Here is a 23,720-nt window from a genome sequence, read left to right as displayed (position 1 = left end):
AAACCACTTTTTAGTTTTGATATTTTACGATTATCTGAATATAGGGTTCCCTCTTTAAAAGTCGCTTTTTGGCTACATTTGTGGTATAATAATGCGCAAGAGGTTTGTAATGAAAAAAAATGAAATAAATCCCTTTTTTATGTATCTGATTGCTATGGTAACCTTTACGATTATGACCATTTTGATTGTGTTAGTAAAGGATAATCTGATCACTATAGCAAGTCTATTTTTATTTATTGTATTCTATGTTTTGCTATTTAATTTCCAGAAAAAATATTACAAAAAAACAGATATCGAGCAAATCCAGTATGTCAATCATCAGGCTACGGATAGTTTGAGTGCTCTGTTGGAGCAAATGCCTGTCGGGGTTGTTAAATTAAATATGAACAGCAGTGAGATTGAATGGTTCAATCCCTATGCGGAGTTAATTTTGACAACCGAGGATGGAGAAATTGATTTTCCTCAATTTCAAAAGATTTTAAAGAGTTCGATTTCTTCCCCAGGGGCTTATGCCATTGTTGGGGAGAAACGTTATGCAGTGCATTTGGATAGAAATTCGGGTGTCTTATACTTTTTTGATGTTTCTGGTGAGTATGAGGCGACTGCTGAATTGGTAACAAGTCGTCCTGTAATTGGAATTATCTCAGTTGATAACTATGATGATTTGGAAAATGAAACGTCTGAATCAGACATTAGTCATATTAATAGCTTTGTTGCAAATTTTGTTTCAGAATTTGCTGGGAAACATGCCATGTTTTCTCGTAGAGTGAGTATGGATCGGTTTTATCTATTTACTGACTACACTGTACTTGATCACTTGATGCAGGATAAGTTTTCTGTAATTGATACCTTTCGTGAGGAAGCTAAGCAACGGAATTTACCACTAACGATGAGTATAGGAGTTTCCTATGGTGATGGGAATCACGACCAGATTGGGAAGGTTGCTCTCCTCAATCTCAACTTAGCCGAAGTTCGTGGTGGTGACCAAGTAGTTGTAAAAGAGAATGATGAAACCAAAAATCCAATCTACTTTGGAGGCGGTTCAGCGGCATCTGTTAAGCGAACTCGGACACGAACTCGTGCTATGATGACAGCTATCTCAGATAAACTTAAAAGTGTCGATCGAGTTTTTGTTGTTGGTCACAAGAATCTTGACATGGATGCTCTTGGTTCAGCAGTTGGAATGCAGTTGTTTTCGAGTAATGTACTAGAAGATAGTTATGTGGTTTATGATCCTACACAGCTGTCTCCAGATATCGCTCGAGCGGTCAATTATTTGGAAGATGAGGGTGTTTCAAAACTTCTTCCTTTAAATCAAGCGATGACAATGGTTACCAAACGCTCCTTACTGGTGATGGTTGACCATTCTAAGACAGCTTTAACCTTATCCAAAGAGTTTTATGACTTGTTTACCCAGACGATTGTCATTGACCATCATCGTCGTGACCAAGATTTTCCAGATAATTCGGTCATTACCTATATCGAGAGTGGAGCTAGTAGTGCTAGTGAACTAGTAACAGAATTGATTCAATTTCAAAACTCTAAGAAGAAACGTTTGAGTCGTATTCAGGCTAGTGTTCTTATGGGGGGGATGATGCTGGATACTAAAAATTTCACCTCTCGGGTAACTAGTCGAACTTTTGATGTTGCAAGTTATCTCAGAACGAGAGGGAGTGATAGCATTGTCATTCAGGAAATTTCAGCCACTGATTTTGAAGAATATCGATTGGTAAATGAATTAATTTTACAAGGGCAAATGGTACAGCCATCAATCCTGGTTGCTCAAGCTTTGGAGGATAAAGAGTACGATACGGTTGTTATTAGTAAGGCTGCTGATGCTATGCTTGCCATGTCTGGTATAGAGGCTAGCTTTGTACTTGCTAAGAATAGTCAAGGAGCAATCTCCATTTCTGCGCGAAGCAGAAGTAAGATCAATGTCCAACGAATTATGGAAGAGTTAGGTGGCGGTGGTCACTTTAACTTAGCTGCGGCACGTTTGACAGATATGAGTCTGCAAGAAGCAGGAGACAAACTGAAAACAGTTATTTTTAATGAAACAAAAGAAAAGGAGTCAGAAGAATGAAAGTAATCTTTTTAGCAGATGTTAAAGGTAAAGGGAAAAAAGGTGAAATTAAAGAAGTACCAACTGGATATGCACAAAACTTTTTAATTAAGAAAAACCTTGCTAAGGAAGCTACAGCTCAAGCCATTGGTGAGTTGCGTGGTAAGCAAAAATCAGAAGAAAAAGCACATGCAGAGATGCTTGCAGAAGCGAAGGAAATTAAAGCAAAACTGGAAGCAGAAGAAACAATCGTTGAATTTGTTGAAAAAGTTGGTCCAGATGGACGAACTTTTGGGTCAATTACTAACAAGAAGATTGCAGAAGAATTGCAAAAACAATTTGGTATTAAAATTGATAAACGCCACATTCAAGTTCAATCACCAATCCGAGCAGTTGGTTTGATTGATGTTCCGGTTAAGATTTATCAAGATGTAACAAGTGTAATCAATCTTCGTGTCAAGGAAGCTTAATTTACGATTGGTTGACAATATTGTAAAAGGAAGGAAAGTCTGATGGCAGAAGTTGAAGAACTGCGTGTTCAGCCTCAAGATATCCTAGCAGAACAATCTGTTTTAGGAGCCATTTTTATTGATGAGACTAAACTCGTTTTTGTCCGAGAATATATCGATTCACAGGACTTCTTTAAGTATGCTCACCGTTTGATTTTTCAAGCTATGGTTGATTTGTCTGATCGTGGAGATGCTATTGACGCAACCACAGTTCGGACGATACTAGATAGTCAGGGTGATTTACAAACTATTGGAGGCTTGTCTTATCTGGTTGAGATTGTCAATTCGGTGCCAACCTCTGCCAATGCGGAATACTATGCTAAAATTGTAGCAGAAAAGGCTATGCTTAGACGTCTAATTGCTAAGTTGACAGAGTCTGTAAACCTAGCCTATGAAGCTTCTCAACCTGCTGACGAGATTATTGCTCGTGCAGAAAAAGGCTTGATTGACGTTAGTGAGAATGCCAATCGAAATGGCTTTAAAAATATTCGCGATGTATTGAATATCAACTTTGGGAATTTAGAAGCTCGTTCGCAACAGACTTCAGATATCACGGGTATTGCGACAGGTTATCGAGATTTAGATCACATGACGACAGGTCTGCATGAGGAAGAATTGATTATTTTGGCAGCTCGTCCTGCGGTTGGTAAGACAGCCTTTGCTTTGAATATTGCGCAAAATATCGGAACCAAATTAGACAAGACAGTTGCTATTTTCTCTCTGGAAATGGGTGCTGAAAGTTTGGTCGATCGTATGCTGGCTGCGGAAGGCTTGGTAGAGTCGCATTCTATCCGTACAGGTCAATTGACTGAGGAAGAATGGCGCAAGTATACGATTGCTCAGGGTAATCTCGCTAATGCAAGTATCTACATCGATGATACACCAGGAATTCGGATCACAGAAATTCGCTCTCGTTCCCGTAAACTAGCTCAAGAAACAGGTAATCTAGGCTTGATTTTGATTGACTATCTTCAGCTGATCACAGGGACTGGTCGAGAAAATCGTCAACAAGAAGTATCTGAGATTTCCCGTCAGTTGAAAATCTTAGCAAAAGAACTCAAAGTTCCGGTTATAGCTCTTAGTCAGCTTTCTCGTGGTGTAGAGCAACGTCAAGATAAGAGACCAGTTTTGTCTGATATTCGTGAATCTGGATCTATTGAGCAGGATGCTGATATTGTAGCCTTTCTTTATCGTGATGACTATTATGAGCGCGGTGGTGAAGAGGAGGAAGGCATTCCAAATAATAAAGTAGAAGTGATTATCGAGAAAAACCGTAGCGGTGCTCGCGGAACGGTAGAATTGATTTTCCAAAAAGAATATAATAAATTTTCAAGTATTTCGAAGATGGAGGAACCAAGATGACAGACGCATTTACAGATGTGGCTAAAATGAAAAAAATCAAAGAAGAAATTAAGGCGCATGAGGGACAAGTGGTAGAAATGACCTTAGAAAATGGTCGTAAACGCCAAAAGAATCGTTTGGGAAAACTAATTGAGGTTTATCCATCGCTCTTCATCGTTGAGTTTGGAAATGTTGAAGGAGACAAACAGGCTAATGTCTATGTTGAATCTTTCACCTATTCAGATATTTTAACAGAAAAGAACCTGATTCATTATTTGGATTAAGGAGAATCATGAAAGTGAGAAGATTTCTCACTTTTTTCTTTTTCTTTCGAATGATATAGATGAGGTCAACCTCAAAAATCTAATTATTTGAAGGAGAATGAATGACATTCAGTAAAGCAGGAAGTAAAAAGAGATTTGCTCTTAGAAAAACAGTTATTGGAACAACTTCTCTATTGTTAGCGGGGGCTTTTTTGTTTGGTGGAGGAGCTGTTCATGCCAATCAGGCAAACAATGGATCACTGGCACGAGGAGATGATTATCCCTATTATTATAAAAATGGAAGTCAAGAAATTGATAAGTGGCGGATGTATTCCAGACAGTGTACGTCTTTCGCTGCCTTTCGTTTAAGTAGTGTCAATGGTTTTGAGCTGCCTGCTGCGTATGGAAATGCTAAGGATTGGGGGTATCGTGCTAAACGAGAAGGTTATCGTGTAGATCAGCGCCCAGCAATTGGTTCTATCGCTTGGGATACGAGTGGACAGTATGGTCATGTCGCTTGGGTATCCAATGTTTTTGGTGATATGATTGAAATTGAAGAATACAATTATGGAATCAGAGAAAGGTACAATCGACGAACGGTAAAGGCCAATTCTATGACTGGATTCATTCATTTTAAAGATGTGGGGAATACTAGCTCAGAAAATTATCAGTTATCACTCGTATCTAGTGGGACACATATTTTTACAGAAAAAGCAGCCATTATGGATCAGCCATCACTAACAGCAACGATTATCGATTATTACTATGCGGGAGAAAGTGTGCATTATGATCAAACTCTTGAAAAAGATGGGCATAAATGGATTAGTTATATTTCACGAAGCGGGAACAGACGTTATATCCCCTTAACTAAAACAAGTAGCTCTAAAAATGGTTGGGAAAAAGAAGGAACTGTTTGGTATTATTATGAAAATGGTCAGAAAGCAGTCGGTTGGAAGAAGATTAATGGAAACTGGTATCATTTGCAAGCTGATGGTACAATGACGACAGGCTGGTTAAAAGATGGTTCTAAGTGGTATTATCTGAAGTCGTCTGGCGAAATGCAGACAGGCTGGTTAAAGGATAATGGAACATGGTACTATCTTGAAAGCTCAGGTGCTATGAAGGCTAGCCAGTGGTTTCAGGTTTCAGGGAAATATTACTATGTGAATGCATCGGGAGCTTTAGCAGTCAATACGACTATCGATGGTTTCCAAGTTGATAGCAGTGGTGCACGAGTAGAAAATCCAGCATCATAAGTGTTATTCAGTATTTGGGCTCTTCCTAATGGTATTTTTCCCTGCTTTCCTTTATAATGGGTGTATGGACAAGAAAAAATTATTACTAATTGACGGATCTTCAGTTGCTTTTCGGGCATTCTTTGCACTTTACCAGCAACTGGATCGTTTTAAAAATGACAATGGACTACATACCAATGCAATCTACGGTTTTCATTTGATGCTAAATCACCTGTTGGAGCGTGTTCAACCGAGTCATATCTTGGTTGCTTTTGATGCGGGGAAGACGACTTTCCGTACAGAGATGTATGCAGATTATAAGGGTGGTCGTGCTAAGACTCCGGATGAGTTTCGTGAGCAATTTCCTTTTATTCGTGAGTTGCTAGACCATCTGGGAATTCGTCATTATGAGTTGGCCCAGTATGAAGCAGATGATATCATTGGAACTCTTGGTCGTTTGGCTGAAAAGGATGCTTTTGATGTAACTATCGTCAGTGGAGACAAGGACTTGATCCAGTTGACAGATGAACATACAGTGGTTGAGATTTCTAAGAAAGGTGTAGCTGAGTTTGAGGCATTTACACCAGAATATCTCATGGAAAAGATGGGCATCACACCAGCTCAGTTCATCGATCTTAAGGCCCTCATGGGAGATAAGTCAGATAATATCCCTGGCGTCACCAAGATTGGTGAAAAGACTGGTATTAAGCTCTTGTTAGAACATGGCTCGCTTGAAGGTATTTATGAAAATATTGATGAGATGAAGGCATCGAAGATGAAGGAAAATCTCATCAATGATAAGGAGCAAGCCTTTCTGTCTAAAACACTGGCGACGATTGATACGAAAGCACCGATTGAAATCGGCCTAGATGATTTGGTTTATAGTGGTCCAGATGTGGAAAATCTCGGGAAATTCTACGATGAGATGGGCTTCAAGCAACTGAAACAGGCCTTGAATGCTTCTCAGACTAACCAAGCTGAGACTTTGAATTTCACTATGGTGGATAAAGTGAGTCAAGATATGCTGAGTGAAGATTCCATTTTTCACTTTGAACTTTTTGGGGAAAATTACCATACTGATGACTTGATTGGCTTTGCTTGGTCATGTGGGGATAAGCTCTACGCTACAGATAAGTTGGAACTTCTGCAGGATCCGATTTTTAAGGATTTTCTAGAAAAAACACCTCTGAAAGTGTATGACTTTAAGAAGGCTAAGATTCTCTTAAATCGCTTTGGTTTGAATTTGCAGACTCCTGCTTTTGACAGTCGTTTAGCCAAATACCTTCTCTCTACTGTCGAGAATAATGAAATTTCAACTATTGCTAGTCTCTATGGTCAAACTTACCTAGTCGATGATGAAACTTTCTACGGCAAGGGTGTCAAAAAAGCTATCCCAGAGCGAGAGAAACTCTTGGAACACTTGGCTCGTAAGGTTGCTGTATTGGTTGAGACGGAGCCTGTCTTACTTGAAAAATTAAGCGAAAACGGGCAACTAGACCTTCTCTATGATATGGAGCAGCCTCTGGCATTTGTCCTTGCTAAGATGGAAATAGCTGGGATCAAGGTTAAAAAAGAAACCTTGCTTGAGATGCAAGCTGAAAATGAACTCGTCATCGAAAAGTTGACGCAAGAGATTTATGAGCTGGCTGGTGAAGAGTTTAATATCAACTCACCTAAACAGTTGGGCGTCCTTCTTTTTGAAAAACTAGGTCTCCCTCTCGAATACACCAAGAAAACCAAGACCGGTTACTCGACAGCAGTAGATGTCTTGGAGCGTCTAGCTCCGATTGCCCCAATCGTCAAGAAAATTCTTGATTACCGTCAAATTGCTAAGATTCAATCGACTTATGTAATCGGTCTACAGGATTGGATTTTAGCGGATGGCAAGATTCACACGCGCTATGTGCAAGATTTGACTCAGACAGGTCGTTTGTCTAGTGTGGATCCAAACTTGCAAAATATCCCTGTTCGTTTGGAACAAGGGCGCCTCATTCGTAAGGCTTTCGTGCCAGAGTGGGAGGATAGTGTCCTTCTCAGCTCTGACTATTCACAGATTGAGTTGCGAGTTTTGGCGCATATCTCTAAAGATGAGCACTTAATCAAGGCCTTCCAAGAGGGAGCTGATATCCATACCTCGACAGCCATGCGTGTCTTTGGAATTGAACGTCCTGAGGATGTGACTCCAAACGACCGTCGTAATGCCAAGGCTGTCAATTTTGGAGTGGTTTACGGAATTTCAGACTTTGGTTTATCCAATAACCTAGGTATCAGCCGTAAAGAGGCCAAAGCCTACATTGATACCTACTTTGAACGTTTCCCAGGTATTAAAAACTACATGGATGAAGTGGTGCGTGAGGCGCGTGATAAGGGTTATGTGGAGACTCTCTTCAAACGTCGTCGTGAGTTACCAGATATCAATTCGCGTAACTTTAACGTTCGTGGTTTTGCAGAGCGTACAGCTATCAACTCACCTATTCAAGGATCGGCTGCAGATATTCTTAAAATCGCTATGATTCAGCTAGATAAAGCCTTGCTAGCAGGTGGTTATCAAACTAAGATACTTCTACAAGTACACGATGAAATCGTTCTTGAAGTTCCTAAGTCAGAATTAGCTGCTATCAAAAAACTCGTCAAACAAACCATGGAAGATGCCATTCAACTCAGTGTGCCCCTCATTGCTGATGAAAATGAAGGCGTAACTTGGTATGAGGCCAAGTAAAAAATAGACTATTAAACAAAAAGAAATCCCCTTGAACTTTACTGTTCAAAGGGGATTTTTGCTGAGAAAATTTTGCAAGAAAAGATAAAAGCGATTTAATCTAGCTAGTAGTAGACTTACTTGAGTTGTTTCTTTTGTTCTTTTTTGGCAAGTACTGGTAGAATCACACCTAATCCAATCAGAATAATTGGGGTCAAGATATTTGTAAGAAGAGAGAATTGCCAAGCAGTTGGATTCTCAGCGTAATTAATTTTTGGAACCATACCAAGGATACAAGCAAAGGCAGTGAAGAGGAAGCACCAAGTACCGATAACAAAGCCAAGTTTAGGATTGTTCACAAACTTGTATTCGGCATTTTTGTATGTCTTCCAAGCACGGTTAAGCATCATGTAGGCAAGGAATACCCAGAGATAACGCATTGGCATTACGATCGAATTGAGGTTGGTCATCCATTTTACAAGTCCGTCAATTTCCTGAATACCAAAAATTGGGAGGATGATAATAAGGCTAACGAGGACACCTGTAAGAAGGTAGCCGTTAATGAGGACACCTTTTTCAGTACGTTTGCGAAGCCAGCTCGGGATGTAGTTTTCATCAGCGTTATTGAGAAGGATTTGCAATGGTGCGTCAATAGAGAAGGCAAGCGCAGCGATTTGTCCGACCATGTTTGTAAGAGCGTAGATCACGACAAAGAGGTTTCCAACTCCCCAAGAATTTCCTAACATTTGGAAGGCTTGATAAGCACCATTACGCATGAGGTCTTCAGGGATGTTATTGCCATCAAATAGCATTCCCATGGCAACTGATCCGAGGATAGCAGAGAGCCCCACCATGATGGCCATGACAATCATACCTTTTGGAAATTCTTTTGCAGGGTTGCGAGTTTGATTAACATAAGGGGAAATTTTTTCACAACCACCAACGGCAAAGACTAGTAGTGAAATCGTTGTAAAGTAAGAAAAATCAAAGTTTGGAATGTAGGTGCTCAGTTGATCCATGTGCGGTGTCGCAAATTGGATGTCTGGTTTAATGAAAGGCAGACCAACAGCCAAAAGCACAAAGAGTAAAGACATAATCAACATGGCACTTCCTGCCAAGCTACCAATGACTTTTAGAGTTGCCAATCCCTTTGTAGAAAGGTAGAGGAAAAGTCCAAAGATTAGCAAGCAGAGAATAACGATCCAGTGGATGTCGATTTGTTTAAGGAATTGTCCGTTACCTTGTAAGGCCCAACCAAGCGGAATTAGAATTCCTTGAGGTTTTTGTGCGAGATAAGGGATATGCACAACCCAGTAGGTCCAAGCAGCAAAGTAGGCGAGACGTTTGGTTGATGTTTTTTCAACCCAGTCACTAACACCGCTTCCGCTCTCCTTAAAGGTAGAACCTAATTGTCCAACGATGAGGGAATAGGGGATAAAGTAGAGTGCGAGGATTAGAACCCAAGATACGACGACTGAAATTCCCTGTTGAGAATAGTTGTTGACGACGTTTCCTAGCCCCCAAACCATGTTGAAGGCAATCAGAGAAACCATCAGCCAATTAAGTTGGTGTTGATCTTTTTTCATAATGTCTCCTTTTCTATTAATTTCAGTATATCATGTTTTTTTGAAAGCGCCTAACAAAATCCGAAATTTCCTATAAAAAATGTAGGGGGAATTTATCAGCTGGAGTTTGTACTTGAGTAAAAGTTATACACAATCTGTGGATAACTTTGTGAAATAAAAAATTGTTTTCCAAATGTTAGTTTAGAAAAAAGAGATAGAATGTGTGAGTTGGGTACTAAGCTAGTCGGTTATAAAGACTGATAGAACAGTCTATTGAGGGTGTTTTACTTTAGAATGTCAAAAAAATGGTTGAGAGGAATCGTTTGAAAATACATGAAATTGATTTGAAAGTTGATTGAAAGTTATGCACAATCTGTGGATAACTTTGTGGAAGATTTACTATAAATCAGAAAATCCCCTTGTACATGACAAAGGGATTTGACCTATTAGTGATTTGGTAACCAGCTGAGGGTAAAGTTGAGAGTTTGAGCATCTAGCAAATCCTGGTGACGGATACTCTGAACTTCTTTCTCATCCAGTTGACAGTTTTTTACAAAGTGGAAGTGTTCATGATTTTGTTGCGTGCGAATATCAAGCCAATGATTTTTATCTGCCAGATAGACACGAAGGTGGTCAAAGAGTGGAATCCCAAGGTCATAGCTTGCTTTTCCTGGGCAGGTCGGGTAAAGTCCAAGAGCAGACCAGACATACCAGGCAGATAGACTACCGTTATCCTCATCTCCTGGATAAGCATCCCAGCCAGCTCGAAAGGCTTTTTGACGGAGAGTCTTGATTAAGAGACTGGTGTATTGAGGATAATTGCTATAGCGGAAGAGATAAGGGATGTGGAAACTTGGTTGGTTGGAAATGGCTAGTTGACCAAATGGTGCTGTTGCCATTTCGCTCATCTCGTGAATTTCATATCCATAGCCTGTCGTTTCAAAGAGAGGGAGACTTTGACAAGCTTTTAAAAGATAGTTGCTAAAGGCTTCTTTTCCACCCATTAGTTGGCTAAGTCCAGAAATGTCATGTAAGACACCTAGACTGGCTTGAATAGCTGAACATTCGGCGTAGTCACGCCCCCAACTATAGGGAGAAAAGTCCGGACGGAAGTTGCCATCTACATCACGCGCCCTCATATAGCCTGTCTCAGAGTCAAAGAGGTTTTGATAATTCTTAGAATAGTGAGCATAGGTTTGGGCTAGCTCTTCTTGCCCTAATTTTGCTGCGCAGGTAGAGATGCAAAAATCACTGTAAGCATAGTCCAGTGTATGACTGACACTTTCATGGAAGTCCGTGGATAGGTATCCTAGCTTTTGGTATTGGGCCAGGCCGTGTCGTCCATTGATAGCTTTTGGATCTGCCTTGGTCGCAGTTTTGATCATGGCTTTGAGAAATTCTTCCTCAAGCTCAGGTGCCATGTTTTTGCAGGCGCTATCTGCAATAAGACCATCAATCAAAGTGCCAGGCATCATTCCTCTTTCATCAGGGGCAGGCCACTTAGGAAGATATCCAGTGTCGCGGTAGCTATTGAGGAAGCCTTCAAGGAACTGACGATAGTATTCTGGAATAATCAAGGCAAAGAGTGGGAATGAAGTGCGGAAGGTATCCCAGAAACCATTATTGGTAAAAAGAAGACCTGGTTTAATTGTTCCTGAAGCGAGGTTTATATGAATCTCTTCTCCCTGTTCACTCACCTCATAAAAGGTTTGCGGGAAGAGAAAAAGTCTATAAAGGCAGTGATCAAAAAATGTTCGGTCTACTGGACCAGTTTCAACAACATCAAAACGGCCTAGAAGATCTTCCCAACTTTTTTTGGCGTCTACTCTTGTTTCTGTAAAATCCTGTTTAGGAAGATTAAAGAAAGCTTGTTCTTTGGAAATAAATGAAGTGGCTAGTTGAACTTGAGCTTCCGATTCAGCCAAGTCGATACGCCAGTCTTGCCCCACTTGATTGATAGATAAAATATCTGTAGAGAATGCGAGAGCAGTAAACATGACGAGGGGACTTTTGTTGGTTTCGGTTAATCCGATTTGACCAAGGCTGACAGTACGCTCATCTATTTGCTCTAGTGATAAATCATCTGCTGCATGCAGATAGAGTGAGAGTTTCTTGCCTTGTATCTGTCTTAGTTGAATAGAAGCCCCGTAGCAAGTAGGTGTGAGTTGAGTTTCAATCTGATAACGCTCAGAAAAAATCTTTAGAAAATGAGGATTGAAAATAGCACGATCAAGGTTATAAGAAGACTGACGATGGAAGAGGGTGTCGCCACTGATTTCTCCTGTAATAGGAGTCAGTAGTAACCAAGAATAATCGCCAATCCAAGGGCTAGGCTGATGGGTTAGTCGAATACCCTGAAAGATAGGAAGATGGGGATCAAAAAACCAAGACCCTTCCTGGTCACTAGTTTGTGGAACAAAGTAATTCATGCCAAAAGGAACACCTGTGTAAGGTAGGGTATTTCCCCGAGAAAAGGCATGCTTGCTCGCGGTGCCAAAGCGGGTATCAATGGTTTCAAGTATCGGTTTCATAGCGATTTCCTTCAGTAGTTTTCTACATTATATCAGAAAAAGGATACTTTTAGAAAATGACTTTCAAATATAACAATTTTGTAGAATAATGACTAACATTTGTGTATATATTTTCTGGACTAAAAGCTATATACTGAAAATGAAAATTTGTTTGAAAGAGGCAAAATAGTTTATGGTTTATTCAAAAGAAATCGTCAGAGAGTGGCTAGATGAGGTAGCGGAGCGTGCTAAAGATCATCCTGAATGGGTAGATATCTTTGAACGTTGCTACACAGACACTTTAGACAATACAGTTGAAATCTTAGAAGACGGCTCGACCTTTGTACTGACAGGAGATATCCCAGCTATGTGGCTTCGGGACTCGACTGCTCAGCTAAGACCTTACCTCCATGTGGCTAAAAGAGATCCTCGTTTGCGTCAGACCATTGCTGGTTTGGTCAAACGTCAGATGACTTTGATTCTCAAAGATCCCTATGCCAACTCTTTCAATATTGAGGAGAACTGGAAGGGGCATCACGAGACAGACCATACAGACTTGAATGGCTGGATTTGGGAGCGTAAGTATGAAGTGGATTCACTTTGCTACCCATTGCAGTTGGCTTACCTCCTTTGGAAAGAAACTGGTGAGACGAGCCAATTTGATGAAACTTTTGTTACAGCGACCAAGGAAATTCTCCATCTCTGGACGGTTGAACAAGACCACAAGAACTCACCTTATCGCTTCGTTCGGGATACAGACCGTAAGGAAGATACGTTGGTTAATGATGGTTTTGGTCCTGACTTTGCCGTGACAGGGATGACCTGGTCAGCCTTCCGTCCAAGTGATGACTGCTGTCAGTACAGCTACTTGATTTCATCAAATATGTTTGCGGTGGTTGTTTTGGGTTATGTCCAGGAAATCTTTGCAGAATTGAATCTAGCCGATAGTGAAAGCATCATTGCTGATGCCAAACGCCTGCAGACTGAGATTCAAGAAGGAATCGAAAATTATGCCTACACGACTAACAGTAAGGGTGAAAAGATTTATGCCTTTGAAGTGGATGGTCTAGGAAATGCTAGCATCATGGACGATCCTAACGTGCCAAGCTTGTTAGCTGCTCCCTATCTTGGTTACTGTGATGTGAACGATGAGGTCTATCAAGCCACTCGTCGCACTATTCTCAGTCCTGAAAATCCCTACTTCTACCAAGGAGAATACGCTAGCGGTCTCGGAAGTTCTCATACCTTCTATCGTTATATCTGGCCGATTGCCCTATCTATCCAAGGCTTGACAGCTACAGATAAAGCTGAGAAAAAATTCTTGCTAGATCAGCTCGTCGCTTGTGATGGTGGGACAGGCGTTATGCACGAAAGCTTCCACGTCGATGATCCGACTCTCTACTCTCGTGAATGGTTCTCATGGGCCAATATGATGTTCTGCGAATTGGTCTTAGATTACCTGGATATTCGCTAATGAGCTATCGCTCAACAGATTCTTGTAAAGAATCACAAATATATTTTTAAATTTAAGTTAGAATGAGGTTTTACTCATGGAAAATGTTGTTGTACATATCATCTCTCACAGTCACTGGGATCGTGAGTGGTATCTACCTTTTGAAAGTCACCGTATGCAGTTGGTGGAACTTTTTGACAATCTTTTTGATCTTTTTGAAAATGATCCTGAGTTCAAGAGTTTCCACCTGGATGGACAAACCATCGTCCTCGATGACTATTTAGAAATTCGTCCTGAAAACCGTGACAAGGTGCAGCGTTATATCGACGAAGGCAAGCTCAAGATTGGTCCTTTTTACATCTTGCAGGATGATTACTTGATCTCCAGTGAAGCCAATGTCCGTAATACCTTGATTGGTCAAGCTGAATGTGCTAAATGGGGCAAATCTACTCAAATTGGTTACTTCCCAGATACCTTTGGGAATATGGGGCAAGCTCCTCAAATTCTTCAAAAATCAGGTATTCACGTAGCAGCCTTTGGTCGCGGTGTGAAGCCAATCGGATTTGACAACCAAGTCCTTGAAGATGAGCAGTTCACCTCTCAATTTTCAGAAATGTACTGGCAGGGAGCTGATGGTAGCCGTGTGCTTGGTATTCTCTTTGCTAACTGGTACAGTAACGGGAACGAAATTCCGGTAGATAAAGACGAAGCTTTAGCTTTCTGGAAACAAAAATTGGCAGATGTTCGTGACTATGCATCGACTAATCAATGGTTGATGATGAACGGATGTGATCACCAACCAGTTCAACGAAATTTGAGTGAAGCCATTCGTGTGGCAAACGAACTTTTCCCTGACGTGACCTTTGTTCACAGCTCCTTTGATGAATACGTTCAAGCAGTCGAAAGTGCACTTCCTGAACACCTATCAACTGTTACAGGTGAGTTGACTAGCCAGGAAACGGATGGTTGGTACACTCTTGCTAATACCTCTTCTTCACGCGTTTATCTCAAACAAGCCTTCCAAGAAAACAGCAATTTGTTGGAGCAAGTAGTAGAACCTTTGACCATCATTACTGGTGGACATAACCACAAGGATCAATTAACTTATGCTTGGAAAGTACTCTTGCAAAATGCCCCACACGATAGTATCTGTGGTTGTAGTATTGACGAGGTTCACCGTGAAATGGAAACTCGCTTCGCCAAGGTCAACCAAGTTGGAAACTTCGTCAAAACAAACCTTCTCAATGAATGGAAACACAAAATAGCAACTCAGGAAGCACAAAGTGACCACCTCTTTACGGTTATCAACACTGGATTACATGACAAGGTTGATACAGTTAGTGTTGTGGTTGATGTTGTTACCTGTGATTTCAAAGAGTTACATCCAACTGAAGGCTACAAGAAGATGGCAGCCGTGTCCTTGCCAGAGTACCATGTTGAAGATTTGGATGGCCATGTCCTTGAAGCCAAGATTGAAGACTTGGGAGCAAGTTTTGGCTATACTTTGCCTAAGGATAAATTCCGCCAACCCTATATTGCACGCCAAGTGCGCGTGACAATCCCAGTTCATCTGGCTCCACTTTCTTGGGCTAGTTTCCAATTGGTTGAAGGTCGAGTAGAATACCGAGATGGTATTTACCAAAATGGAGTCATTGATACACCGTTTGTAACTGTTAGTGTAGACCAAGGAATCACAGTCTATGACAAGACTACAAACGAAGCTTACGAAGATTTCATCCAATTCGAGGACCGTGGAGATATTGGTAACGAGTACATTTACTTCCAACCAAAAGGAACTGATCCAATCTATGCTCAATTGAAGGGATACGATGTCCTAGAAAACAATGCTCGATATGCTAAGGTATTGCTCAAACATGACTTGACTATTCCAGTTAGCGCAGATGAAAAATTGGATGCAGAACAAAGAGGTATCATCGAGTTCATGAAACGAGATGCAGGTCGTTCAGAAGAGTTGACAACCATTCCTCTTGAAACAGAAATGACTGTCTTTGTGGACAATCCACAGATTCGCTTTAAAACTCGCTTTACCAACACAGCCAAGGATCACCGCATCCGTCTCTTGGTGAAAACTCATAATACTCGTCCAAGTAATGATTCTGAAAGCATCTATGAAGTTGTGACAAGACCAAATAAACCAGCAGCTTCTTGGGAAAATCCTGAAAATCCACAACACCAACAAGCCTTTGTTAGCTTGTATGATGATGTCAAAGGAGTGACAGTATCCAATAAAGGATTGCACGAGTATGAAATTCTTGGAGACGATACGATGGCTGTAACCCTTCTTCGTGCTTCAGGCGAACTCGGTGACTGGGGCTACTTCCCAACACCAGAAGCTCAGTGCTTGCGAGCTATCGAAGTTGAGTTTGCAGTAGAATGCCACCAAGCAGGGGAACGCTTCTCAGCTTTCCGTCGTGCCAAAGCCTTCCAGGTGCCATTTACAGCTCTTCAAGTTGCAAAACAAGAGGGTAGTGTTGCAGCAACGGGAAGCCTCTTTAACCATCCGGCACTGAACTTGCCACAAGTCTGTCCAACAGCCTTTAAGGTGGCTGAGAATGAAGAAGGTTATGTCCTTCGTTACTACAACATGAGTCAAGAAAATATCCGCGTGTCTGAAAAACAACAAATCATTCTTGACTTGTTGGAACGCCCATACCCAGTCCATTCAGGACTATTGGCACCACAGGAAATTCGTACAGAACTCATTCAAAAAGAAGAAATTTAATTTCAAAAAGTAAACATAAACAGAAAGGAGGAGCGAAAAAGTAAGAACCAAATACTGATTCGCTCCTTTTTGCAGGTGAAAGCAATGACCATTGCAACGATTGATATCGGAGGGACTGGCATTAAGTTTGCTAGTCTAACTCCTGATGGAAAGATTTTAGATAAGACCAGCACCCCAACTCCAGAAACTCTAGAAGATTTATTGGCTTGGTTGGACCAACGCTTGTCAGAACAGGACTATCGTGGGATTGCTATGAGCGTTCCAGGAGCGGTCAATCAAGAAACAGGTGTGATTGAGGGGATTAGTGCCATTCCTTATATCCATGGTTTTTCATGGTATGAGAGCCTTGCTCATCACCAACTCCCTGTCCATCTAGAAAATGATGCCAACTGTGTTGGACTTAGTGAACTGCTAGCTCATCCTGAGATTGAAAATGCAGCCTGTGTTGTCATTGGCACAGGGATCGGTGGAGCCATGATTATCAATGGCAAAATTCACCGTGGTCGCCATGGATTGGGTGGAGAGTTTGGTTACATGACAACTATCGAACCAGCAGAAAAACTCAATAACTGGTCACAACTAGCTTCTACAGGAAACATGGTTCGTTATGTGATTGAAAAATCAGGTCAGTCAGACTGGGATGGCCGAAAGGTTTACCAAGAGGCTGCAGCAGGCAATGCCCTTTGCCAAGAAGCCATTAAGCGGATGAATCGTAATCTTGCTCAAGGATTACTCAATATCCAGTATCTAATCGACCCAGATGTCATTAGCCTAGGTGGCTCTATCAGTCAGAACCCAGATTTTATCAAAGGGGTGCAAAAAGCGGTAGACGTCTTTGTGGAAAGATATGAAGAGTATACAATTGCGCCAGTCATCCAAGCTTGCACCTATCAGGCAGATGCCAATCTCTACGGTGCCCTTGTCAACTGGTTACAGGAGGAAAACCAATGGTAAATTTTACCGGAATTAGCAGTAAACAAGCGCAAGCTATTGAAGTATTAAAAAATCACATTTCTCTGCCAGATGTAGAGGTAGCAGTCGCTCAGTCTGACCAAGCTTCTATCTCTATCAAGGGTGAGGGCGGAGAATATCAATTGACTTATCGCAAACCTCACCAACTCTATCGCGCCTTGTCTGTTCTCGCAACAGCTTTAGAAGAAGGTGATAAGGTGGAGATTGAGGAGCAAGCGGCTTATGAAGATTTAGCCTACATGGCTGACTGTTCGCGAAATGCGGTTCTAAATGTTGCATCTGCCAAGCAGATGATTGAAGTCTTGGCTCTCATGGGTTATTCAACCTTTGAGCTCTACATGGAAGACACCTATCAGATTGAAGGGCAACCTTATTTTGGCTATTTCCGCGGGGCTTATTCAGCTGAAGAATTACAGGAAATTGAAGCTTACGCCCAGCAGTTTGACATGACTTTTGTACCTTGTATTCAGACCTTGGCCCACTTATCAGCCTTTGTCAAATGGGGTGTCAAAGAAGTCCAGCAACTTCGTGATGTAGAGGACATTCTCCTCATCGGCGAAGAAAAAGTTTACGACCTAATTGACGGCATGTTTGCGACTTTGTCTAAGCTACAAACACGCAAGGTCAATATCGGCATGGACGAAGCTCACTTGGTTGGTTTGGGACGCTACCTCATCTTAAACGGTGTTGTGGACCGTAGCCTCCTCATGTGCCAACATTTGGAGCGCGTGCTGGATATTGCAGACAAGTATGGTTTCCACTGCCAGATGTGGAGCGATATGTTCTTCAAACTCATGTCAGCAGATGGCCAGTACGACCGTGATGTCGAAATTCCAGAAGAAACTCGTGTTTATCTTGACCGTCTCAAAGACCGTGTGACCTTGATTTACTGGGATTATTATCAGGATAGCGAAGAAAAATACAACCGTAACTTCGGTAATCACCACAAGATTAGCCAGGATATTGCCTTTGCAGGTGGTGCTTGGAAGTGGATTGGTTTCACACCACACAACCATTTCAGTCGTCTCATCGCTATCGAAGCAAACAAAGCCTGCCGTGCCAATCAGATCAAGGAAGTCATTGTGACTGGTTGGGGAGATAATGGTGGTGAAACAGCTCAGTTCTCTATTCTGCCAAGTCTACAAATCTGGGCAGAACTCAGCTACCGCAATGATTTAGACCGTTTGTCAGCTCATTTCAAGACCAATACCGGTTTATCGGTTGAGGACTTTATGCAGCTTGATTTGGCCAACCTTTTACCAGATCTACCAGGAAATCTCAGCGGCATCAATCCCAACCGCTATGTCTTTTATCAGGATGTTCTTTGCCCAATTCTTGATAAGCACATGACTCCTGAACAGGACAAGCCTCACTTTGCCCAGGCAGCTGAGACTCTTTCTGACATTAAAGAAAAAGCTGGAGTCTACGCTTATCTTTTCGAAACTCAGGCCCAGTTGAATGCTATTTTAAGTAGCAAGGTTGATGTGGGACGACGCATTCGTGAGGCTTATCAAGTGGATGATAAAGAAAGCTTGAAACAAATCGCTAGAGAAGAACTGCCAGAACTCAGAAGTGAGATTGAAAACTTCCACAAGCTCTTTAGCCAACAATGGTTGAAGGAAAACAAGGTCTTTGGTTTGGATACAGTAGATATCCGCATGGGTGGGCTCTTGCAACGGATCAAGCGAGCAGAAAGCCGTATCGAGGCTTATCTGGCTGGCCAGCTTGACCGCATCGACGAGCTGGAAGTAGAGATTCTGCCATTTACTGACTTCTACGCAGATAAGGACTTTGCAGCTACAACAGCTAACCAGTGGCATACCATCGCGACAGCTTCAACTATTTATACGACCTAGAAATTTATCACAGATAGCCAAACATCTCCTTTTAAATAAATGGAGATGTTTTTTGATTTGGAGGTAGGAAAGGAGTATAATGAAGGTATAAGGATAGTTTGGAGGTTTGACTATGAAAAAGCTACTACTAGTCCTAGGTGCGAGTGTGCTAGTTTTATCTGCTTGCCACAAAGCGACAGAAGAAAGCGTAACTAGTCCATCAACACCGAGGGAGCAACAAACCAAGGAAGTAACCAACTATTTTCACTACCTAGCGGATTCCTATCAAAAGGCTCTTTCCCACGAAAAAGAAGACAAGGATACAAGTGTTCAATCACCCATGGCTGCTACGGTTGTAGCCATGGAAGAGCTTCAGTTGTCGAATCCGACTGACCAAGCCTTGATTATGAAGAACTACTCGGATTTTCAGAAGCTAATCCAATACAAGACTGAAAAGTGGCAGGAAGAGTTTGCAAGCTGGGCTGCTTCTATGGGACAGTCCTATTATAGACTAGAGCATAGAAACTTTGATGAAAAAAATGAATTCATCAAAAAATTAGAAACAACGACTGTTTCTCAGAAAAGAGTCAGATGGAATATTTTCGGGGTATCCAGTGACAATGCCTATGATTACTTGGTCTTGGAGAAAAACGATTTGAAATCTTGGCCTGTTATGTGAATGAAGCAGGGACAGAAGTGATTCTCTTTGGCTATAAGGATGGTCGCCCTACTATTTTACATACTGAGGGGCAACCAGAGATTAATCAAAACGAAGCAGGTGCTATTATAGATGCCCAGGTTCATTTTGTTGAATTTCACCAACCGATATTAGAACAAGTTTTCAAGCAACAAATATGGGCAACACCTCTTGCAAGCAAGACGTTTCTCGTGAAACATACTTCTTATCATAAAAAAAGTTCTCCACATAAAATAATTTGTGGAGTTTTTTCTATAATTAGTAGTTTAAACTATCCTTAAAATAAGAGTATACTATTTTTGTAAACGTTATCAAGTCTAAAAATTGTGAGATTATCAAGTTTTAGAAAAATAAAAAGGGAGGAAATTATGAACAAGTTTTCAAAAACTTTGAGAGATAATTGGATATTTCTCTTAATGGTTTTACCAGGGACACTTTGGTTGATCTTATTCTTCTACATCCCAGTATTTGGAAATGTGGTTGCCTTCAAAGACTACCATATGACTGGTGAAGGATTCGTCCACAGTATTATAAATAGTAAATGGGTTGGACTAGATAACTTCAGATTCTTATTTAGTTCAAAAGATGCCTTTGTCATCACTCGAAACACTGTCCTTTACAACCTTGGATTTATCTTTATTGGTTTGATCGTATCGGTTGGGATTGCCATTATCCTTAGTGAACTTCGCTCTAAGCAAATGGTTAAAATCTACCAAACTTCTATGTTATTCCCGTACTTCCTATCTTGGGTTATCATCAGTTTCTTTACAGATGCTTTCCTAAATATCGATAAAGGGCTTATCAATCACACCTTAGAAGCTCTCGGAATGAAAGGGATTAACTTCTACGCAGACATCAGTATCTGGCCTTACCTCCTCCTTTTCCTAGGTATCTGGAAAGGCTTCGGATACAGTAGTGTTATGTACTACGCTACAATCATGGGTATTGACCCAACTTACTACGAAGCAGCGACAGTGGACGGTGCTAGCAAATGGCAACGTATCCGCAACGTAACCATCCCTCAGTTGACACCACTTGTGACAGTATTGACCATCCTTGCAGTCGGAAACATCTTCCGTGCAGACTTCGGTCTCTTCTATCAAATCCCTCACAACGCTGGTCAGCTCTATAGCGTAACAAACGTATTGGACGTCTATGTCTTTAATGGTTTGACACAGACAGCAGACATCGGTATGGCTTCAGCAGCCGGTCTCTATCAGTCAGTCGTCGGTTTGATTCTGGTTATCCTATCAAACTTACTTGCAAGACGTGTTGATCCTAACTCAGCACTATTCTAGAAAGGAGGAGCATATGGCAAAAAAAATTCAAAAAGAAAAAATTGATAATGTTGGCATACACTCCTTCAGCAAGAAAGCAGATATCTTCTTTAGTATCATATCTGGTTTGCTAGCCTTCTCTTGTATCTTGCCTTTCATCTTTGTTATCATTATCTCAATTACAAATGAGAAGAGTATCATTCAACATGGATATAGCTTCTTCCCATCACAGTTTGGATTAGATGGTTTTGAGTTCTTGGCTCAGTTCAAAGATAAGATTTTACAAGCGCTCTTTGTTTCAGTATTTGTAACAGTAGTTGGAACATTGACAAACGTCTTTATCACGACAACTTACGCCTATGCCATCTCACGTTCAACATTTAAGTACCGCAAATTCTTTACAATCTTCGCTCTTCTCAGTATGTTGTTCAATGCTGGTTTGGTACCAGGTTATATCGTAGTGACTCAATTGCTTCATCTTGGTGATACCATTTGGGCCTTGATCGTTCCGATGCTTCTATCACCATTCAACATCATGTTGATGCGTTCCTTCTTCAAGAAGACCATTCCAGAAGCAATCCTCGAATCAGCTCGTATCGATGGAGCTAGTGAAGCTCGTATCTTCTTCCAAATCTGCTTGCCGCTCTCACTACCAGGTATCGCAACGATTACACTATTGACAGCGCTTGGATTCTGGAATGACTGGTTTAACGCCCTTCTTTACATCAAGAGTGACAACTTGTATCCATTGCAATATTTGCTCATGCAAATTCAAAACAACATGGATTACATTGCCAAGTCAGTTGGTATGTCAGGACAACTTGCAGTTGCCCTACCAAAGGAAACAGGTCGTATGGCCATGGTTGTAGTTGCAACCCTACCTATCGCGATTCTCTATCCGTTCTTCCAACGCTACTTTGTAAAAGGTTTGACCATCGGTGGTGTTAAAGAATAAGGAAATCTGAGAAACCTTATTTCTTCCCTAACCTTGATTTTTCTGGCTAAGAAAAATCAACAATCTCAACTTGTTAATAACTTTAAAAATAAAAAAAGGAGTTTTTATAATGAAAAACTGGAAAAAATATGCTTTTGCATCTGCTAGCCTTGTCGCTTTAGCTGCTAGCCTTGCTGCTTGTGGAAACCTTAAAGGAAACAACCAAAAAGCTGCTGACTCAGCTTCAGGTGACAAAACTGTTATCAAAATGTACCAAATCGGTGACAAACCAGATAACTTGGATGAATTGCTAGAAAATGCAAACAAAATCATCGGAGAAAAAGTTGGTGCTAAATTGGATATCCAATACCTTGGTTGGGGTGACTACGGTAAGAAAATGTCAGTTATCACTTCATCAGGTGAAAACTACGATATCGCATTTGCAGATAACTATGTAGTAAACGCTCAAAAAGGTGCTTATGCTGACTTGACAGAATTGTACAAGAAAGAAGGAGCTGATCTTTACAAAGCGCTTGACCCTGCTTACATCAAAGGGAACACTGTAAACGGTAAAATCTATTCAGTTCCAGTTGCGGCTAACGTTGCGTCTTCACAAAACTTTGCCTTCAACGGCCCACTTCTTGAAAAATATGGAATCGATATCTCTGGTGTAACTTCATATGAAACACTTGAACCAGTCTTGAAACAAATCAAAGAAAAAGCTCCAGATGTAATGCCATTCGCTGTTGGTAAAAACTTTATCCCATCAGAAAACTTTGACTACCCAGTTGCAAATGGGCTTCCATTCGTCATCGACCTTGAAGGCGACACTACTAAGATCGTAAACCGTTACGAAGTTCCTCGTTTCGTAGAACACTTGAAGACTCTTCACAAATTCTATGAGGCAGGATACATTCCAAAAGACGTAGCAACTAGCGATACTTCATATGATCTTACTCAAGATACTTGGTTCGTACGTGAAGAAACAGTAGGACCAGCTGACTACGGTAGCAGCTTGCTTTCTCGTGTTGCTAACAGAGACATCCAAATCAAACCATTTACTAACTTCATCAAGAAAAACCAAACAACTCAAGTTGCAAACTTTGTAATTTCAAACAACTCTAAGAACAAAGAAAAAGCAATGGAAGTGTTGAACCTCTTGAACACTAACCCAGAACTCTTGAACGGACTTGTTTATGGACCAGAAGGCAAGAACTGGGAAAAAGTTGCAGGTAAAGAAAACCGTGTTAAAGTCCTTGATGGATACAAAGGAAACACTCACATGTCAGGATGGAACACTGGTAACAACTGGATCCTTTACATCAACGAAAACGTTACAGATGAACAAATTGCACAATCTAAGAAAGACTTGGAAACTGCTAAAGAATCTCCAGCGCTTGGATTCATCTTCAACACTGACAACGTGAAATCTGAAATCTCAGCTATCACTAACACTATGCAACAATTCGATACAGCTATCAACACTGGTACTGTAGACCCAGAAAAAGCTATTCCAGAATTGATGGAAAAACTTAAATCTGAAGGTGCATACCAAAAAGTATTGGATGAAATGCAAAAACAATACGACGAATTCTTGAAAAACAAAAAATCTTAAGATAGATTGAT

Annotated in this window: 17 protein-coding genes; 15 read left to right on the top strand and 2 right to left on the bottom strand. The window is 41.0% G+C overall.

Features of this window, described 5'->3' with window-relative positions:
• Positions 1-109 precede the first annotated feature (109 nt).
• The 6 genes from QEZ38_RS06795 to polA all read left to right on the top strand — a co-directional run bounded on the left by QEZ38_RS06795 (position 110) and on the right by polA (position 8,129).
• A complete protein-coding gene (locus tag QEZ38_RS06795; protein ID WP_281335417.1) occupies positions 110-2,083 on the top strand; it encodes a GGDEF domain-containing protein in 1,974 nt (657 codons plus the stop codon).
• Entirely contained in the window at positions 2,080-2,532 is a 453-nt protein-coding gene (gene rplI / locus QEZ38_RS06790; protein WP_000864204.1) for a 50S ribosomal protein L9, read from the top strand. Before QEZ38_RS06795 ends, rplI begins: the two co-directional genes overlap by 4 nt.
• A 42-nt stretch (positions 2,533-2,574) precedes the next feature.
• Positions 2,575-3,933, top strand: coding sequence for a replicative DNA helicase (gene dnaB / locus QEZ38_RS06785; RefSeq protein ID WP_000852500.1), 1,359 nt, complete (start codon positions 2,575-2,577; stop codon positions 3,931-3,933).
• Entirely contained in the window at positions 3,930-4,196 is a 267-nt protein-coding gene (locus tag QEZ38_RS06780) for a Veg family protein (RefSeq protein ID WP_000128621.1), read from the top strand. Before dnaB ends, QEZ38_RS06780 begins: the two co-directional genes overlap by 4 nt.
• Before the next feature lie 101 nt (positions 4,197-4,297).
• Complete coding sequence (locus tag QEZ38_RS06775) at positions 4,298-5,431, top strand: N-acetylmuramoyl-L-alanine amidase family protein (protein WP_281335416.1); 1,134 nt, start codon at positions 4,298-4,300, stop codon at positions 5,429-5,431.
• A 64-nt stretch (positions 5,432-5,495) separates the two neighbouring features.
• Positions 5,496-8,129 (top strand): DNA polymerase I, encoded by a 2,634-nt coding sequence (gene polA / locus QEZ38_RS06770; RefSeq protein WP_281335415.1) that lies wholly within the window; start codon positions 5,496-5,498, stop codon positions 8,127-8,129.
• A 116-nt stretch (positions 8,130-8,245) separates the two neighbouring features.
• On the opposite strand, the gene QEZ38_RS06765 is transcribed toward polA, so the two are convergent.
• Together QEZ38_RS06765 and QEZ38_RS06760 are read right to left on the bottom strand one after the other, a co-directional pair.
• The gene (locus tag QEZ38_RS06765) at positions 8,246-9,694 is read right to left on the bottom strand and encodes an APC family permease (RefSeq protein ID WP_281335414.1); all 1,449 of its coding nucleotides are present in this window, start codon (positions 9,692-9,694) and stop codon (positions 8,246-8,248) included.
• A 425-nt stretch (positions 9,695-10,119) separates the two neighbouring features.
• The gene (locus tag QEZ38_RS06760) at positions 10,120-12,204 is read right to left on the bottom strand and encodes a GH92 family glycosyl hydrolase (protein WP_281335413.1); all 2,085 of its coding nucleotides are present in this window, start codon (positions 12,202-12,204) and stop codon (positions 10,120-10,122) included.
• Between the two features lie 172 nt (positions 12,205-12,376).
• Between QEZ38_RS06760 and QEZ38_RS06755 the strand changes: the two genes are divergently transcribed.
• From QEZ38_RS06755 to QEZ38_RS06715, 9 genes are all read left to right on the top strand, one after another.
• The gene (locus QEZ38_RS06755) at positions 12,377-13,657 is read left to right on the top strand and encodes a glycoside hydrolase family 125 protein (RefSeq protein WP_281335412.1); all 1,281 of its coding nucleotides are present in this window, start codon (positions 12,377-12,379) and stop codon (positions 13,655-13,657) included.
• A gap of 76 nt (positions 13,658-13,733) precedes the next feature.
• Entirely contained in the window at positions 13,734-16,379 is a 2,646-nt protein-coding gene (locus QEZ38_RS06750; protein WP_281335411.1) for an alpha-mannosidase, read from the top strand.
• A gap of 84 nt (positions 16,380-16,463) precedes the next feature.
• Positions 16,464-17,333 carry an ROK family protein gene (locus QEZ38_RS06745; RefSeq protein WP_281335410.1) on the top strand — a complete coding sequence of 290 codons (870 nt, stop codon included), beginning with the start codon at positions 16,464-16,466 and terminating at the stop codon, positions 17,331-17,333.
• The gene (locus QEZ38_RS06740; RefSeq protein WP_281335409.1) at positions 17,327-19,207 is read left to right on the top strand and encodes a beta-N-acetylhexosaminidase; all 1,881 of its coding nucleotides are present in this window, start codon (positions 17,327-17,329) and stop codon (positions 19,205-19,207) included. The genes QEZ38_RS06745 and QEZ38_RS06740 overlap by 7 nt, the downstream gene beginning before the upstream one ends.
• 112 nt (positions 19,208-19,319) lie before the next feature.
• The gene (locus QEZ38_RS06735) at positions 19,320-19,865 is read left to right on the top strand and encodes a hypothetical protein (RefSeq protein ID WP_281335408.1); all 546 of its coding nucleotides are present in this window, start codon (positions 19,320-19,322) and stop codon (positions 19,863-19,865) included.
• On the top strand, positions 19,862-20,164 hold the full coding sequence (locus tag QEZ38_RS06730; protein WP_281335407.1) for a hypothetical protein: 303 nt from the start codon (positions 19,862-19,864) through the stop codon (positions 20,162-20,164). The genes QEZ38_RS06735 and QEZ38_RS06730 overlap by 4 nt, the downstream gene beginning before the upstream one ends.
• 87 nt (positions 20,165-20,251) lie before the next feature.
• Entirely contained in the window at positions 20,252-21,181 is a 930-nt protein-coding gene (locus tag QEZ38_RS06725) for an ABC transporter permease (RefSeq protein ID WP_001032156.1), read from the top strand.
• A 13-nt stretch (positions 21,182-21,194) separates the two neighbouring features.
• Positions 21,195-22,115, top strand: a complete 921-nt coding sequence (locus tag QEZ38_RS06720) for a carbohydrate ABC transporter permease (protein ID WP_281335406.1) — start codon at positions 21,195-21,197, stop codon at positions 22,113-22,115.
• Between the two features lie 109 nt (positions 22,116-22,224).
• Complete coding sequence (locus tag QEZ38_RS06715) at positions 22,225-23,709, top strand: ABC transporter substrate-binding protein (RefSeq protein ID WP_153224667.1); 1,485 nt, start codon at positions 22,225-22,227, stop codon at positions 23,707-23,709.
• Positions 23,710-23,720 lie beyond the last annotated feature (11 nt).

The organism is Streptococcus taonis, from assembly GCF_029948085.1.
Taxonomy (GTDB): Bacteria; Bacillota; Bacilli; order Lactobacillales; family Streptococcaceae; genus Streptococcus; species Streptococcus taonis.
The sequence above is the reverse complement of the archived record's forward strand: the minus strand, read 5'-3'. Positions and strand labels throughout refer to the sequence as shown.